Genomic DNA, 14,903 nt, shown 5'->3' with positions numbered 1-14,903 from the left:
CGCGGACCGCCGCCTTCTACCTGTGCACCCCGGCCAACCCGCAGGGTGCGGTTGCCGACCGAGCCTATCTGGCCCGCGCCCTCTCACTCGCCCGCCGGCACGGCTTCGCCCTGTTCCTGGACGAGTGCTATTCCGAGCTGTGGGACCGCACGCCGCCACCTTCCGGGCTGGAAGTGGCGCTGAACGATACCGGCAGCCTCAAGCGGCTGCTCGTGTTCCAGTCGCTCAGCAAGCGCTCGAATGCGGCCGGCCTCCGCTCGGGCTTCGTCGCGGGCGACCCGGCCCTGATCGGCGCGTTTGCCAAGCTGCGCGCCTATGCAGCACCGGTCCAGCCTTTGCCGCTGATGGCAGCGGCCGAGGCCTTGTGGAACGACGAGGCCCATGTCGAGGCCAACCGGGCGCTCTACCGGCAGAAGTTCGACCTGGCCGAGCAGCGCCTGGCCGGCCGCTTCGGTTTCTTCCGCCCGCCCGCCGGCTTCTTTCTCTGGCTGGACGTGGGCGACGGCGTGGCGGCGGCCAGCCGGCTCTGGGCGGAGGCCGGGCTGAAGGTGCTGCCCGGCGCCTATCTGGACGGGCCGGAGCCGATCTCGAGCGCCTATGTGCGCCTGGCCCTGGTCCACGGGCTCGACACGACCGTCGATGCGCTCGACCGTCTGGTCGCCACCCTCGCCTCCCCGGCCGAAACCGCACGGCCGGACAGTGCCGCACTTGCCAAGGGACGCTGACATGGCCGCGATGCTGGGACGGCTGGATCAGGAACGCCCGTTCGCCAGCCTGCTCGCCACCGCGCGACGCCTGGTGCTGGGCATCTTCTGGCTGGGCTTGGCGGCACTGCTCGCCATCGCGGTCTGGGGCTTTGATCCGGCCGATCCCTCGTTCAACACCGCCACCACGGCAGCACCGGTCAACCCGCTCGACCTGTTCGGCGCCTATACCGCCGACCTGATGCTCCAATTGTTCGGCGTGGCGATCTGGCTGCCGATCCTGGTGTTCGCCGCATGGGGCATCCGGCTGATCGCCGACAAGCCGTTCTGCGGCGCCTGGCTGGCCGCCACCTCCCTGCCGCTGGCGCTCTTGGGCTTCTGCGCCTTTCTCGCCACCCAGCCCCAACCCGACGCCGCGAGCTGGCCGCTGCGGGTGGGTCTCGGCGGCTTCGTCGGCCGGTTCCTGTACGAGAACCTGCAGCCGGGCCTGGGCGGCGCCCTGTATGGCTGGATCGCGGTGCTGGTGACGCTCGTTGCCGGCCTGCTGGCCTTCGGCGTGCAGATCGTGGAGGGCGGCTGGACCCTGCTGGGGCTGGCGAGCGGCGGCCGGGCCGGCCGCAGCGCCAGCTCCACCGGTTTGCGAAACGAACCCGAGCGGCTGCGTCGCCGCGTCGCCTTGGCCGATGACGAAGAGTCGGAAGGCCCTGGCATGCTGACCCGGCTGGTCCTGCCGCTGCGCCAGCAGGCCGCCGCACTGGCCGGACGGTCCATTCAATTGTGGCGGCGAAACGAACCCGAGACCGTCGTCCGCCCGCGCCGGCCGGCAGCCCGGCGGGCAGCGCCACTGCCCGACGAGCCGGAGGAGCTGGAACAGCAGCCGCCCCCCCGGGAGCGGCGTCCCCGGCCTGCCCCGGCACCGGTGCGCGAGGAGCGGCAGCGGCCGGCCGTGGCCGCCCCGCCTGTCGAGGAGGAGTTCGACGAGGAGGAGTTCGACGACGCCGCGGACGACGGGTTCGAGCCGGAGCCGGTACCACCGGCCCGTGCGTTACGACGCGAACCGGAACGGCCGGCCGCTCCCCCCGCGCCGCCGCGCAGCGCGCCGCCTGCCCCGTCCCGCCCGTCCCAGCCGCGCCTCCAGGCTCCGGCTGACGAGGACTTCGAGCTGCCGGACCTGGAATACCTGACCCCGCCCAGGCAGAAGCCCGGGGCCGGGATCACCCGGGAGAAACTGCACGAGACCAGCCGCCAGCTCGAGACCGTGCTGGACGATTTCGGCGTGCGCGGCGAGATCACCGACGCCAAGCCTGGCCCGGTGGTGACGCTCTACGAGCTGGAGCCCGCACCCGGTACCCGCGCCGCGCGGGTCATCAGCCTCGCCGACGATATCGCCCGCTCCTTGTGTGCGCTGTCGGTGCGCGTCGCAACCGTGCCCGGGCGCAACGTGATCGGCGTCGAACTGCCCAACGACGTGCGCGAGACGGTCTATCTGAAGGAGCTGCTGGACAGCCCGCAGTTCACCGAGACCTCGGCCCGCCTGGCCCTGGCGCTGGGCAAGGACATCTCGGGCAAGCCGATCATGGTCGACCTCGCCCGGATGCCGCATCTCCTGATCGCGGGCACCACCGGGGCCGGCAAGTCGGTCGCGATCAACGGCATGATCCTGTCGCTGCTCTACCGGCTGACACCCACGCAGTGCCGGATCATCATGATCGACCCCAAGGTGATCGAGCTGTCGGTCTACGACCACATCCCGCATCTCCTGGCGCCAGTCGTGACTGAGCCCGGCAAGGCGGTGGTGGCGCTGAAATGGGTCGTCCGGCAGATGGACGAGCGCTACCGGCTGATGTCGCACCTGGGCGTGCGCGACATCTTCGCCTTCAACCGCCGGATCGAGGCGGCCAAGGCGCAGGGCGAGCAGCTCAGCCGCCGGGTGCGCACCGGCTTCGATCCGAACACTGGCTCGCCGGTGTTCGAGGACCAGCCGATCGAGATGAAGGCGTTGCCGCTGATCGTGGTGATCGTCGACGAGGTCGCCGACCTGATGCTCACCGCCGGCAAGGAGATCGAGAACGCGATCCAGCGCCTCTCGCAGAAGGCCCGTGCCGCCGGCATCCACCTGATCGTCGCTACCCAGCGCCCGTCGGTCGACGTGCTCACCGGTGTGATCAAGGCCAACCTGCCATCTAGGATCAGCTTCCGGGTGTCCTCCAAGATCGACAGCCGCACCATCCTGGGCGAGCCCGGTGCCGAGCAGCTCCTGGGCCAGGGCGATATGCTGTTCATGATGCCGGGCGACCGGATCATGCGCATCCACGGGCCGCTGGTGACCGACGACGACGTGGCCCGGGTGGTGAAGCATCTGAAGACCCAGGGCGAGCCCGATTATGTCGATGCGGTCACCGACGAGGCCGGCGGCGACGAGGCGGGCGGTGCCGGCGGCGACGGTGCTGCCCAGGGCGCCATGTTCGGCGGCGGCGAGGCTGGCGGCGATTCGATGTATCAGGAAGCGGTGAAGATCGTTGCCCGGGACGGCAAGGCCTCCACATCTTACCTGCAGCGCAAGCTGAACATCGGCTACAACACGGCGGCCAAGCTGATCGAGCGGATGGAGCAGGATCGCCTGATCAGTCCGGCCGACCATGTCGGGCGCCGCCAAGTCTTGATGGGGCGCGGCGGGGTGGATGGCGACGAGCCGACCGATTTCTGACCGGCCCCCGGGGAAGGACGAAACTTGACCTCACGCCGTCTGCTTCTTTCGACGCTGCTGGTGGGCGCCGCCCTCCCCGGCCTGGCCCGGGCCGCCCTGTCCAGCCGGCAGCAGGCCCTGGTCGACCGCGTCACCGAGTGGATGCAGGGCCTGGACACGCTCACCGCCACCTTCGTGCAGGTGGCGCCGGACGGCGGGCTCAGCACCGGCCGGCTCTGGATCAAGCGCCCCGGCCAGATGCGGATGCAGTACGATCCGCCGGCCCAGATCCTGCTGGTCACCACCGACTGGCGGCTGGTGTTCTATGACGGCAAGACCAAGCAGGTGAACTACATCCCAGTGGCCCAGACCCCGATCGGCTTCCTCCTCTCGGAGAACCCTAATTTCGGCCAGGAGGTGCTGGTCCGCGACGTGGCGTCGGCCGGCGGCGAAATCGTGATCGAGGCGTTCCGCAAGGGCGCGGAGGACCAGGGCTCGGTGCAGCTCGTGTTCGCCGAGAAGCCGGTCGAGCTGCGCCGCTGGACGGTCCTGGACCCGGGCGGCACGCGCACCGTGGTAACCCTGTCCGATGTCCAGATCAACCAGCGCATCGACCCGGACCGGTTCGTCTGGCGCGACCCCCAGATGTTCGGCTATCCGGAACTCGACTGATCGGACCTGACCTGACCGCCGCCGCTTTCTAGGCGGCTGCGGAGAACGACCTCGTGAGCGAACTGGTACTTCTTGCCGGGCTGTTTTTCAGCGCCTTCACCTCGGCCACCATCCTGCCCGGCAGTTCCGAAGTGGTGATGCTGGGCCTGATGACTCAGGGCATCGGCCTCTGGGCGATCTGGACCGTGGCCACGATCGGCAACGTCGCGGGCTCCGTGGTCTCCTGGTGGATGGGCACCGCGATCCTGCGCTTCCAGGACCGCAAGTGGTTCCCGGTGGGCCCGGAGAAGCTGGCCAAGGCCCAGGGCTGGTTCAACAAATGGGGCAAGCCTGCCCTGCTCCTGACCTGGCTGCCGGGCGTAGGCGACGCGCTCTCGATCGCGGCCGGCACGCTGCGGGTCCATCTCGTCCCCTTCATCATCCTGGTCGGGATCGCCAAGGGCCTGCGCTATGCCATGGTGCTGGGCGGTGGCGACTTTTTGGGCGTGGACGAACTCTTCAACTGAGCCTGGCGGCGTGGCATCCCTGCCCCCGGATCCTCGGAGGCGCTTCATGCAGTTGATCACTCTCGCGCTCAGCCCGTTCGGCCGCAAAGCCCACATCGTCGCCCTGGAAAAGGGGCTGGACATCACCATCACCGCACCCACCGTGCCGACAGCCCTGTTCCAGGACCCGCTGGTGGTGGCGAAGAACCCGCTGGCCAAGGTGCCGACCCTGCTGCTGGACGACGGCACCGCCATCTATGACAGCCCGGTGATCTGTGCCTATCTGGACAGTCTGAGGCAGGGCCCGAGCCTGGTCCCGGACGGCGCCGACCGCTTCGGCGTGCTCACGCGGGTTGCACTGGCCGACGGGATGATGGATGCGGCCGTGGCGGCCCGGCAGGAGAGCATCCGGCCCGGCGGCGAGCGCTCCCAGGCCTGCATTGACAAGCAGCGCGACCTGAACCTGCGCGCTGTGGCCGCGGCCGAGGCGGACCTCGCTTCGTTCGGCAGCGGTGCGCGGCTCGATGCGATCGCGCTTGCCGTGGCACTGACCTACCTGGACATCCGCCACCCCGGCATCGCCTGGCGCGACCGGGCGCCAAAGCTCGCTGCCTGGCACGCGGAGATGGAGCAGCGGCCGAGCTTCGTCGCGACCCGGCCTGCCAGCTGAGCCTGTTAGGCCCTGGGGCGGCGCAGCAGATCACCGGAGGCCAGGAGCGAACCGCCCACGATCAGCACCGCGGCGAGCAATAGCCGCCAGGACGGCTCGGCCCGGCCCATGAGCAGGAGCAGCAGCGTGCCGATCAGGGGTCCGGCATAGGCGGCCGCCCCCAGGATCCGGATGTCGCCGGTCTTGGTGCCGCGGTCCCAGAGCAGGAAGGCCAGGCCCACCGGCCCCAGCCCCAGCAGGAGCAGGGCCGGCCAGCCCCAGCCAACCGGCAGGGCGGGCGGCTCGACCAGCAGCCCGGTGGCCAGCGAGAGCAGTGCCGTGACCAGGCAGAAGCCCACCACCGCCTCCGACGGGGTGCTGGCCGCAAAGCGTCGGTTCAGGATCGAGTAGCCGGACCAGATCAATGCTGCGGCCAGGGCACAGGCCCAGCCGCCCAGGCTGCCCCCTCCCCCTAGCTCGCCCCGCCCCAGCACGATCAGGCTAGTGCCGGCCAGGCCCAGCAGCGCGCCAATCAGGTGGCGCGGCAGGAGCCGCTCGCCCGGCAGGAGGGCCGAGAACAGCACGATCAGGAGCGGCCAGAGATTGATCACCAGCAGCGCGTCGACCGGCGGGAGCAGTTGCAGCGCGCTGAAATAGACCGCGTGGTAGCCAAAGAAGCCGCCCACCCCGATCGCCCAGGCGACCGGGCTCGCGCGAAAGCCGGCAGCGAGCGGCCGGCCGCGCAGTGGCAGGGCCAGGAGCAGGAACAGCCCGCCGATCAGGAAGGCGGCTCCCGTCAGGAGGAAGGGCGGCACCCCGCCCACCGCCACACCCAATGGCGCCAGCGTCGCCCAGAGCAGGATGGCGCCCAGGCCGACCAGCGTGCCGGCCCGACGGCTCGCCGCCCCGGTGTCGGGGTGACGGCCGCGTCCGGCCGTGCCAATGGTCCGCACGGATGGACCCGTCTCGGAGATCGACATGCTCTTCATCATCCGCGCCGAAGACAAGCCGGGCGCCCTGTCCCGCCGGCTGGAGATCCGGCCGACGCATCTGGCCTATCTGCAGGGCAAGCAGGACATGATCAAGGTCGGCGGCGCCATCCTGGACGAGAAGGGCGACCCGATCGGCAGCATGCTGGTCATCGAGGCGCCCGACCGGGCCGCGGCCGAGGCGTTCGCCAAGGACGACCCGTTCACCAAGGAAGGCGTGTTCGCCTCGTTCACCGTGACACTCTACCGGCCGGCGGTGGGCGACTGGATCGGCTGAGCCCATCCATGGCGCACTGGCTGATGAAGACCGAGCCCGGGGACTATAGCTGGGACCGGCTGGTCGCGGACGGCGAGACCGAATGGGGCGGCGTGCGCAACCACCAGGCCGCCCGCAACATGCGCAGCATGGCCCTGGGCGAGGAAGTGTTCTTCTACCGCTCAGTGGTGCAGCCGGCCGTGCTCGGCATCATGACTGTGTCCCGCACCTGGTATGAGGACCCGGACCACCCGCCCTGGTGCCTGGTCCGCGTCAAGCCCCTGCGCCCACTGGCCAGGGAGGTGCCGCTGGCCGCGATCAAGGCGGAGCCGGCCCTGGCCGGCATCGCGCTGATCCGGCAGTCGCGGCTCTCGGTGATGCCGATCGAGGACAGCCACTGGCAGAAGATCCTGGAGCTGGGCGGCGGCTGAGCGGAGCCGCCGCGGCACCGGCATGGATTGATCCCGTTCCCGCCAGCGCCCACCATCTAACCGGATCATCGGGATCTCGCTTGGGATCTCGCTGGCGCCCTGGCGGCGATCCGGTCGATCCCCGCCCAAAGGACGAAGGAGCCGGTGATGAACGAGGATCTGCTGACCCTGATCGACCGTGCCCGCACCGCCGGGGGCTATCTGAGCGTGCGCGACACCGTCCGGCTGATCGAGGGCGGCAACATCGTTCCCGACCCGTTCTCGGTGCTGATCTCCCGCTTCGTCACGATCGGCACCGGCAACCTATTCCACCCCTCGGTGGTGCTGGAAGCCAGGGCCGGGGCACCGCTCGCCATCGGCGACCGCAACCGGTTCTGCACGGGCACGGTGATCGTCGCGGCCACCGGCCCGATCCGGATCGGCCATGGCAACCAGTTCGGCGAGGGCGGCTTCGTGGCGCGCACCAATCGGCCGGACGCCGAGATCCGGATCGGCGATGGCGGGCGTTATGTCGGCGGGGTCGCGGTGTTCGGCCTGAGCCGGCTGGGCTCCGGCAGCCAGGTGCTGGGCGGCATCACGGTGGATGGCTGCGAACTGGGCGACGGGCGGTCCTTCGCGGAGCCCGATCCCGACCTGCGCGGCGGCGTGCTCAAGGGCCAGGGCACGGCCCGCGGCCTGCGGATCGCCGCCGGCGAGGTGATCGTGGGCGAAGGCGGCTTCCTCCAGGAGAAGCTGCAGCGGCAGACCGACTTCCACCCCAAGCCCGGCTAGACTCCTCTCTCGAGGTCCCCGATCAGGCTGCGCGATCGACCGCCTCGGCCAGGGCAAGGGCCTGACGGGTCTCGGCCACGTCGTGCACCCGCACGATGCTGGCCCCGCGCGCCACGCCGGCCTGTGCCAGGGCCAGCGAGCCCGGCAGCCGCTCCGCCGGCGGCAGGTTGGGCTGGCCGCTTAGCTTGGCGATCATGCTCTTGCGGGAGGCGCCCAGCAGGACCGGGCAGCCCAGCGTGCGCAGCAGGGCCAGGTGCTGGAGCACGTCCAGGCTGTGGACGGCGAGCTTGCCGAAACCCAGGCCCGGATCGAGGATGATCCGCGCCTTGGCGATGCCTGCGTCCAGGCAGGCCGCGACCCGATCGGCCAGATGGTCGAACACGTCGAGGCAGGCGCGCCGGTAGCGCGGATCGGCCTGCATGGTCCGCGGCTCGCCCTGGCTGTGCATCAGCACGACCGGGCAACCGGCATCGGCCATCACCCGCAGCGCGTCGGGGTCGTGGCGCAACGCGGTCACGTCGTTGACGATCCTGGCACCGGCGGCGAGCGCCGCTGTCATGGTCGCCGCATTGCGCGTGTCGATCGAGACGGTCAGCCCGTGGCCGGCGAGCGCCTTCACCACCCCCACGACCCGCCGGATCTCCTCCTCGACCGGCACCGGCAGCGAGCCGGGCCGGGTACTCTCGCCGCCCACGTCCAGGATGTCCGCCCCGGCCGCGGCGAGGCTCAGCCCTTGGGCGATCGCCTGCTCCTCGTCGAACCAGCGCCCACCATCGGAGAAACTGTCCGGGGTAACGTTGACGATTCCCATGATGCGCAAGGGCCCGACCGGTACGGCCAAGCCCGCCAGGGCCGGGGCCAGTTCCGCACGGCCACGCAAGGCCGGCGCCGCCACCAGTTGCTCCGTCACCGCGTCGCCATCGCGCCGGAACAGGCGGGCATGGAGGAAGGCACGGTCAGCGCCGAGCGGCAGCCCGCTGCCTTCGGCGATGGCAGCGACCGCGGCCGGCCCCGACAGGAGGCAGAGCGGCTCCAGATAGGTTCGAGCGGTCATCCCATGTGCAAAGGGAGCCGTCGCCGGCTCCCTCTGTCCCTTCGAATAGTGGCTGTCCGGCTGGCTCAGGCCGGGCCCGGCGAGGGCTCCACGCCGCCCGGGCCGTCCGAGGGCCGGGTGGTCGGCACGGAGGAGCGCCGGCCGCCGCCATGGTTGCTGGGTGCGGAGGTGGGCGGCGTATCGTCGCCCCAGCGCTTGGGCGTGGGCATCGGTTCGCCGCGCATCACCGCCGTGATCTCCTCGCCGGTCAGCGTCTCATACTCGAGCAGCGCCTGGGCGAAGGCATGCAGCTTGTCGATCTTCTCGGTCAGCAGGGCGCGCGCCCGCTGGTAGCCGCGATCGACCAGCACCCGGATCTCGCTGTCGATCGCCTGCGCGGTCGCCTCCGAGACGTTCTTCTGCTGGTGGAGCTGGTGGCCCAGGAACACTTCCTGCTGGTTCTCGGCGTAGCCGACCGGGCCCAGCTTCTCGCTCATGCCCCACTGGGTGACCATGTGCCGGGCGATCTTGGTGGCCTGCTCGATGTCCGAGGAGGCGCCCGCGGTCACCTTGTCATGGCCGAAGATCAGCTCCTCCGCCACCCGGCCGCCCATGGCCACGGCGATGTCGGCCTCCAGCTTCTCGCGGGTGACCGAGAGGCGGTCGCCTTCCGGCAGGCGCACGACCATGCCGAGCGCGCGGCCGCGCGGGATGATGGTCGCCTTGTGGATCGGATCGGAGGCCGGCGAGAAGAAGCCAACCACGGCATGGCCCGCCTCATGGTAGGCGGTGAGCTTCTTCTCGTCCTCGGACATGACGAGCGAGCGGCGCTCCGCCCCCATCATGACCTTGTCCTTGGCCTGCTCGAACTCGGCCATGGTGACCAGGCGCTTGCCGACCCGGGCTGCCAGCAGCGCCGCCTCGTTGACGAGGTTGGCGAGGTCGGCGCCGGAGAAGCCGGGCGTGCCGCGGGCAATCGTGCGCGCGTCGATGTCCGGGGAGGTCCTGACCTTCTTGATGTGGACGTTCAGGATCTTCTCGCGGCCGATCACATCGGGGTTCGGCACCACGATCTGCCGGTCGAACCGGCCAGGCCGCAGCAGGGCCGGGTCGAGCACGTCGGGCCGATTGGTGGCGGCGATCAGGATCACGCCGTCATTGCCCTCGAACCCATCCATCTCGACCAGCAGCTGGTTGAGCGTCTGCTCGCGCTCGTCGTTGCCGCCGCCCAGGCCCGCACCGCGATGGCGGCCGACCGCGTCGATCTCGTCGATGAACACGATGCAGGGCGCGTGCTTCTTGGCCTGCTCGAACATGTCGCGGACCCGGGATGCGCCAACACCCACGAACATCTCGACGAAGTCCGAGCCCGAGATGGTGAAGAACGGCACGTTCGCCTCGCCGGCGATGGCGCGCGCCAGGAGCGTCTTGCCGGTGCCGGGCGGGCCCACCAGCAGGCAGCCCTTCGGGATCCGGCCGCCCACGGAGGTGAACTTCTGCGGGTTCTTCAGGAACTCCACGATCTCCTGGAGCTCCTCCTTGGCCTCGTCGATGCCGGCCACGTCCTGGAAGGTCACGCGGCCATGCTTCTCGGTGAGCATGCGCGCGCGCGACTTGCCGAAGCCCATGGCCTTGCCGCCGCCGGCCTGCATCTGGCGCATAAAGAACACCCAGACGCCGATCAGCAGCAGCATCGGGAACCAGGAGACCAGCACGCCCAGAAGCGACGGCACGTTGTCGTCCACCGGCATGGCGGTGATGCGCACGCCATGCTCGGTCAGCCGGTCCACCAGGGCCGGATCGTTCGGCGTGTAGGTCTGGAAGCTGGTCCCGCTGCTGGTCCGCCCCGTGATCTGCTCGCCCTGGATGGTCACTTCCGCGACCCGCCCGCCCTCGACCTCACTAAGGAAGTCGGAGAACGCCAGGTTGGAGCTGGTCCCGCGCGTGCTGGGACTCTGGAACAGGTTGAACAGCGCGATCAGCAGTAGGCCGATGATGACCCAGAGCGCCAAGTTCTTGCTGAAATTGTTCACGTAGCCGTGCCTCGTGCGGTGCGGAACGTCCTGCCTTGCCCGAGCATGGCAGAACACCGCGAGTAGGCTGAACATAAGTGAGCTGGCGAGTGAAGCAAGATCCACGCTCAGTCCGCTGCCGCACGGTCCGGAGCAGGGCTCGCTGCCGCCGCGAACGGTGCCGGGGCCAGCGGCACGGGTGGGCGCCATGGCAGGGGCAGTGGCCGCTCCGGGCAGAGCCGAACCCAGCGTGGGCCGAACCGCACCAGACAGCCACCCAAGGTCATGGCACCGTCGTCTAGCCCCGCGAGCGCCGCCTGCAGCCGGGCGAGCGACCGGGCGCGCGGCGGATAGGGCCGTTCCGCCAGGGCCGCCAGGACCGTGCCCAACAGATGGCAGGCGGTGTCGGCCGGCAGGGTGCGGAAGGCCACGCGGGGGAAGCGGAGGCGGCGGGCCGGATCGGGCTCGGCATGGCGCGCCAAGAAAAGGGCGGCTGCGGCCGCGCGCGCCTGACGCACCGACGGGTCCGGTGCCTGTCCGGGTGCGGCAGCCTGGGCCCGGAGGCGGGCGCGGGCAAAGCGCGGGTCGGCGTTGCTGGGGTCCTCGGCCCAGGCGACCCCGGCCCGGCCCAGCCAGTCCAGCAGGCTGCGCTTGGGCCAGGCCAGGAGCGGGCGGAGCAGGCGGAGCTGCGGCCTCTCCACGATCGCCGCCATGCCACTCAGGCCAACCCCGCCGCTGCCGCGGGCGCGGCGCATTGCCACGGTCTCGGCCTGGTCGTCGGCATGGTGGCCCAGCAGGAGGTGCAGGCCGCCCCAGCCGGCCACGGCCTCCTCCAGCATCGCATAGCGGGCCTGGCGGGCGCGTTCCTGGATCCGGCTGTCGATGGCTCCGTGATGCCACCGCAGCACCGTGACCGCCACGCCCCGAGCCGCCATGCGCTCCGCGGTCAGAGCCGCCTCGGCCGCGGAATCGGCACGCAGCCGATGGTCCACCAGGAAGGCATGGAACTCGCCACCCTGTGCCCCCGTCCAGTCCTGGGCCAGCAGGGTCAGGCAGACGCTGTCCGCCCCGCCGGACAGGGCGACGCCGATCCTGGGCTGCGGCTCGAACGGGCCGAGCCCTGCCATCGCCGCCGCGAACGCTCGGCCGTCCAGACGCGGCGGCTGTTCAGGCGCAGCCGGCGTTGCTCTTCTCGCGGCTGGCCATCTGCTTCAGCGCCACCGGCGCCTTCGGATAGCGGCGGTCGAACTCGGCGAAGGTGGCGCAGGCCTTCTGCCGGTCGCCCATGCGCGCCAGCGACATGCCGAGCTTGAGGACATTGTCCGGTGCCCGGACCGCATCGTCGCCATAGGTGCTGACATTGCGGGCGAAGCTCGCCGCTGCCTGCGGCCATTGCTGGCGGGCATAATAGGTCTCGGCCTGCCAGTAGGCAGCATTGGGTGCGAGCGGATCGTCCGGAGCGCTGCTGACCATCGAGGCGAACGCCGCCTCCGCCCCACTCCAGTCGCCGGCCTTGACCCTGGCCATGCCGGCATCGAAGCGGTCGCGCGGCGAGCCCGCCACGGCAGCCGTGCCGTCCGGTGCTGGCGGCTCGGGCGGCGGGGCTGGCAGGCCGGCCAGCGTGTCATCCGGAAGCGTGCCGAGCACGCCCGGCTCGCTGGGCGAAGGTGCCGCCACCTGGGGACCTGGCTGAGGTGCCGGCTGGACGGCCACGCCCGCATCCGGTGCCGCAACGTCTGGGCCCGGCTCCACGCCGCGCAGGCGCGCGTCGATGTCGGCCACCAGCCGGTCCATCCGCTCCGCGGCCGCGCGCGCCTGGTACTCGGCTTCCTCCGCCCGCCCGCGGAGCTGGCGGACCTCCTCCTCCAGCCGGAGGATCCGTGCCTCCAGGTCGGCGATCATCCGGCTGTCGGCCGACTGGCCCAGCGCCGTGCCCGACCAGGCCGACAGAAACAGCACCAGCAGCAGGACCGGCCTCGATGCAGCCACCCGCATCCTTTCCCCATGGCGCCGGCGGGTCGAAGCGGGGTGCCGCGGCCGGCAGCGCCGGCACCCCTGCCACCCTCAGTTGGTGGCGTTGATCACCGTAACCGCTCGGCGGTTCAACGCCCAGGCCTCCTCGGAGCTGCCGGGATCGGCCGGGCGGTCCTTGCCGTAGGAGATAGTCATCAGCCGGCTCTCCGGCACGCCCAGGCTGGACAGGTAGCGGGCCGCGGCCGAGGCGCGCCGCTCGCCGAGCGCCAGGTTGTACTCGCGGGTGCCGCGCTCGTCGGTATGGCCCTCGACAGTCGCCGAGACCGAGGGGAACTGCTGCAGCCAGGTCGCCTGACGCTGCAGGGTGGACCTAGCGGTCTCGTCCAGGGTCGAGCTGTCGAAGCCGAAATAGACGCGGTCGCCGACGTTCTGCTCGAGGTCGGCCTGGCTGCCGGCTACCGGGCCACTGGTCAGCGACGAGGCGTCGCTGGTGGTCATGCCGCCGGCACCGGAGGTCTCGTCCGAGGACGGAGTCGAGCTGCAGGCCGCGAGCAGCAGCGCCGTCGCAGCGACCGGAAGGAGAGTGAGCTTCATCGGTAGTTCCCAAGACGACTTGGCGCCGCGACAGTTCATGGCGCGCGGACGAACCACGGCCAGTGCCGTGACTGCGACCATGCCGGTTCTTCTACTGTCAATTGATTAAGGAAGCAAGCCGGACCAATCGGGATCTGAAGCATCCAGAGGTGTCGGCACCAGCCGTTCATTGTATCCGGAGACATCGATGGCGTAGAGCCGCTTGGTTGTTCCACCAGGCTCGGTCCGCTGAAAGATGACGACACGGCCATTGGGCGCCCAGGTCGGCGCCTCGTCCTGCCAGCTGCGCGTGATCAGCCGCTCGTCACTACCATCGGGCCGCATCACACCGATATGGAAATAGCGCTGCTTGATGTTGACGAACGCGATCAGGTCGCCGCGCGGCGACCAGGCAGGGCTGCCGTACTGGCCGTCGCCATAGGAGATCCGCTCCGCCGGGCCGCCCTGGGCGCCGGTCACGAACAGATGCGGCCGGCCGGAGCGGTCGCTGTTGAACACGATCCGGCGGCCGTCCGGCGAGAAGGACGGCGAGGTGGAGATGCCGCCGCCGCTGGTGATCCGGCGCTGCTGCCGGGTAGCGAGGTCGACCGCCACTATGTTGAAGTCGCCGTCCTCGTTGACGGTGACGAGTGCGGTCTGCCCGTCCGGCGAGAAGCGCGGCGCGAAGTTCATCCTGGGCGTGTCGATCAGCACCTGCTCGCGGCCGCCCTCGATGTCGCGCATGTAGACCCTGGGCCGCATGCCCCGGTAGAGCAGGTAGGCGACCCGCCGGCCATCTGGCGAGAAGCGCGGGCCGAAGGTCAGCTCGCGCCCGTCGGTCAAAAAGCGATGATTCGCCCCGTCCTGGTCCATGAGCGCGATGCGGGTGATCCGCTTGGCCTTGGGGCCGGTCTCGCTGACATAGACGATGCGCGTGTCGAAATAGCCCTTCTCGCCGGTGATCCGCTCGTAGATCGCGTCCGAGATGCGGTGCGCGATGCGCCGCCAGGACGCGGCCGGTGCGTCGATGCGCAGGCCGGTCATCTGCTGGCCGCCCAGGACGTCCCATAGGCGGAACTCGACCCCGATCCCGCCCGGCGTCTCCTCCACCACGCCGCTCACCAGCGCCTGGGCGTTGATCTGCCGCCAGTCGGCAAAGCGCGGCATCCCGCGCAGCTCCTCGGGCCCCTGGATGTAGGCCTGCCGGTCGATGGTGCGGAACAGGCCGGAGCCGTCCAGGTTGGCCGAGATCACGTCGGGGATCTGGCCGGCCAGCGTCGCCCCCTGGCCACCACCGGCCGCGAACGGGCTGATCGCGATCGGGATGGGCTCGACCACGCCCTGGGTGATGTCGACCGCGAGCTGGCAGAACGCCTTGCCCCCGGCACCGAGTAGGAGGCCGGCGGCACCCGCACCCAGCAGGCCGCGCCGGCCGATCTGCATCAGGCCTGGCAGGGACCGGATGCGCACCGGCTCGTCACGTCGCGGATCGAGGAACTGCATCACGAGACCAACCTCCCTGCCGCCTCAAAGGTCAGCCATTCAGACTCAACCCATCTGGTCGGGGCGGAAATTCATGATGATGTCACGCCAGTCGTCATAGTTCTCGCGCGGCAGCTTGAGCGGCGAGCAGGCGCGGGTCGCCCGCACCGCGCTCTCGGCCACCGC

At 70.4% G+C, this 14,903-nt stretch carries 15 protein-coding genes; 8 read left to right on the top strand and 7 right to left on the bottom strand.

All coding sequences use genetic code 11. The features are described from left to right. From EQG76_RS14270 to EQG76_RS14250, 5 genes are all read left to right on the top strand, one after another. Positions 1-725 (top strand): aminotransferase class I/II-fold pyridoxal phosphate-dependent enzyme (locus EQG76_RS14270; protein WP_159714580.1); only part of this gene is annotated, 725 nt, incomplete at its 5' end. Position 726: 1 nt separating this feature from the next. Then, a complete protein-coding gene (locus tag EQG76_RS14265; protein ID WP_159714578.1) occupies positions 727-3,411 on the top strand; it encodes a DNA translocase FtsK in 2,685 nt (894 codons plus the stop codon). A 24-nt stretch (positions 3,412-3,435) separates the two neighbouring features. Then, positions 3,436-4,062, top strand: coding sequence for a LolA family protein (locus EQG76_RS14260; RefSeq protein ID WP_159714575.1), 627 nt, complete (start codon positions 3,436-3,438; stop codon positions 4,060-4,062). Between the two features lie 53 nt (positions 4,063-4,115). Next, positions 4,116-4,568: a YqaA family protein gene (locus tag EQG76_RS14255; protein WP_159714572.1), complete on the top strand. Its 453-nt coding sequence runs from the start codon at positions 4,116-4,118 to the stop codon at positions 4,566-4,568. Positions 4,569-4,614: 46 nt separating this feature from the next. Next, positions 4,615-5,217, top strand: a complete 603-nt coding sequence (locus tag EQG76_RS14250; protein ID WP_159714569.1) for a glutathione S-transferase family protein — start codon at positions 4,615-4,617, stop codon at positions 5,215-5,217. A 5-nt stretch (positions 5,218-5,222) separates the two neighbouring features. On the opposite strand, the gene yddG is transcribed toward EQG76_RS14250, so the two are convergent. Beyond that, complete coding sequence (gene yddG, locus EQG76_RS14245) at positions 5,223-6,176, bottom strand: aromatic amino acid exporter YddG (RefSeq protein WP_159714566.1); 954 nt, start codon at positions 6,174-6,176, stop codon at positions 5,223-5,225. Here yddG and EQG76_RS14240 point away from each other — a divergent pair. The 3 genes from EQG76_RS14240 to EQG76_RS14230 all read left to right on the top strand — a co-directional run bounded on the left by EQG76_RS14240 (position 6,175) and on the right by EQG76_RS14230 (position 7,643). After that, positions 6,175-6,462, top strand: a complete 288-nt coding sequence (locus EQG76_RS14240; RefSeq protein ID WP_159714563.1) for a YciI family protein — start codon at positions 6,175-6,177, stop codon at positions 6,460-6,462. The genes yddG and EQG76_RS14240 overlap by 2 nt on opposite strands. Positions 6,463-6,470: 8 nt before the next feature. Beyond that, positions 6,471-6,872 (top strand): EVE domain-containing protein, encoded by a 402-nt coding sequence (locus tag EQG76_RS14235; protein ID WP_159714560.1) that lies wholly within the window; start codon positions 6,471-6,473, stop codon positions 6,870-6,872. Between the two features lie 147 nt (positions 6,873-7,019). Then, on the top strand, positions 7,020-7,643 hold the full coding sequence (locus tag EQG76_RS14230; protein WP_159714541.1) for a hypothetical protein: 624 nt from the start codon (positions 7,020-7,022) through the stop codon (positions 7,641-7,643). Positions 7,644-7,665: 22 nt separating this feature from the next. Here the strand turns inward: EQG76_RS14230 and folP are convergent, their stop codons facing one another. The 6 genes from folP to tolB form a co-directional block, all read right to left on the bottom strand. Next, entirely contained in the window at positions 7,666-8,697 is a 1,032-nt protein-coding gene (folP, locus tag EQG76_RS14225; RefSeq protein ID WP_159714538.1) for a dihydropteroate synthase, read from the bottom strand. Between the two features lie 65 nt (positions 8,698-8,762). Beyond that, positions 8,763-10,709, bottom strand: coding sequence for an ATP-dependent zinc metalloprotease FtsH (ftsH, locus tag EQG76_RS14220; protein WP_159714536.1), 1,947 nt, complete (start codon positions 10,707-10,709; stop codon positions 8,763-8,765). 107 nt (positions 10,710-10,816) lie between these two features. Beyond that, positions 10,817-11,815, bottom strand: coding sequence for a tRNA lysidine(34) synthetase TilS (gene tilS, locus EQG76_RS14215; RefSeq protein WP_159714534.1), 999 nt, complete (start codon positions 11,813-11,815; stop codon positions 10,817-10,819). Positions 11,816-11,855: 40 nt separating this feature from the next. Further along, complete coding sequence (ybgF, locus tag EQG76_RS14210; RefSeq protein ID WP_159714532.1) at positions 11,856-12,677, bottom strand: tol-pal system protein YbgF; 822 nt, start codon at positions 12,675-12,677, stop codon at positions 11,856-11,858. Between the two features lie 75 nt (positions 12,678-12,752). Beyond that, entirely contained in the window at positions 12,753-13,256 is a 504-nt protein-coding gene (pal, locus tag EQG76_RS14205) for a peptidoglycan-associated lipoprotein Pal (RefSeq protein WP_159714530.1), read from the bottom strand. 105 nt (positions 13,257-13,361) lie between these two features. Beyond that, positions 13,362-14,678 carry a Tol-Pal system beta propeller repeat protein TolB gene (gene tolB, locus EQG76_RS14200; protein ID WP_159714583.1) on the bottom strand — a complete coding sequence of 439 codons (1,317 nt, stop codon included), beginning with the start codon at positions 14,676-14,678 and terminating at the stop codon, positions 13,362-13,364. Positions 14,679-14,903: the final 225 nt, after the last annotated feature.

It is taken from the genome of Geminicoccus flavidas, assembly GCF_009806515.1.
In the GTDB taxonomy this organism is placed as follows: domain Bacteria; phylum Pseudomonadota; class Alphaproteobacteria; order Geminicoccales; family Geminicoccaceae; genus Geminicoccus; species Geminicoccus flavidus.
The sequence above is the reverse complement of the archived record's forward strand: the minus strand, read 5'-3'. Positions and strand labels throughout refer to the sequence as shown.

Coding starts and splice junctions, on each gene's coding strand:
- EQG76_RS14265 (WP_159714578.1), top strand. CDS start 727: ATGGCCGCGATGCTGGGACGGCTGGATCAGGAACGCCCGTTCGCCAGC.
- EQG76_RS14250 (WP_159714569.1), top strand. CDS start 4,615: ATGCAGTTGATCACTCTCGCGCTCAGCCCGTTCGGCCGCAAAGCCCAC.
- EQG76_RS14240 (WP_159714563.1), top strand. CDS start 6,175: ATGCTCTTCATCATCCGCGCCGAAGACAAGCCGGGCGCCCTGTCCCGC.
- yddG (WP_159714566.1), bottom strand. CDS start 6,176: ATGTCGATCTCCGAGACGGGTCCATCCGTGCGGACCATTGGCACGGCC.
- EQG76_RS14235 (WP_159714560.1), top strand. CDS start 6,471: ATGGCGCACTGGCTGATGAAGACCGAGCCCGGGGACTATAGCTGGGAC.
- EQG76_RS14230 (WP_159714541.1), top strand. CDS start 7,020: ATGAACGAGGATCTGCTGACCCTGATCGACCGTGCCCGCACCGCCGGG.
- folP (WP_159714538.1), bottom strand. CDS start 8,697: ATGACCGCTCGAACCTATCTGGAGCCGCTCTGCCTCCTGTCGGGGCCG.
- tilS (WP_159714534.1), bottom strand. CDS start 11,815: ATGGCAGGGCTCGGCCCGTTCGAGCCGCAGCCCAGGATCGGCGTCGCC.
- pal (WP_159714530.1), bottom strand. CDS start 13,256: ATGAAGCTCACTCTCCTTCCGGTCGCTGCGACGGCGCTGCTGCTCGCG.
- tolB (WP_159714583.1), bottom strand. CDS start 14,678: ATGCAGATCGGCCGGCGCGGCCTGCTGGGTGCGGGTGCCGCCGGCCTC.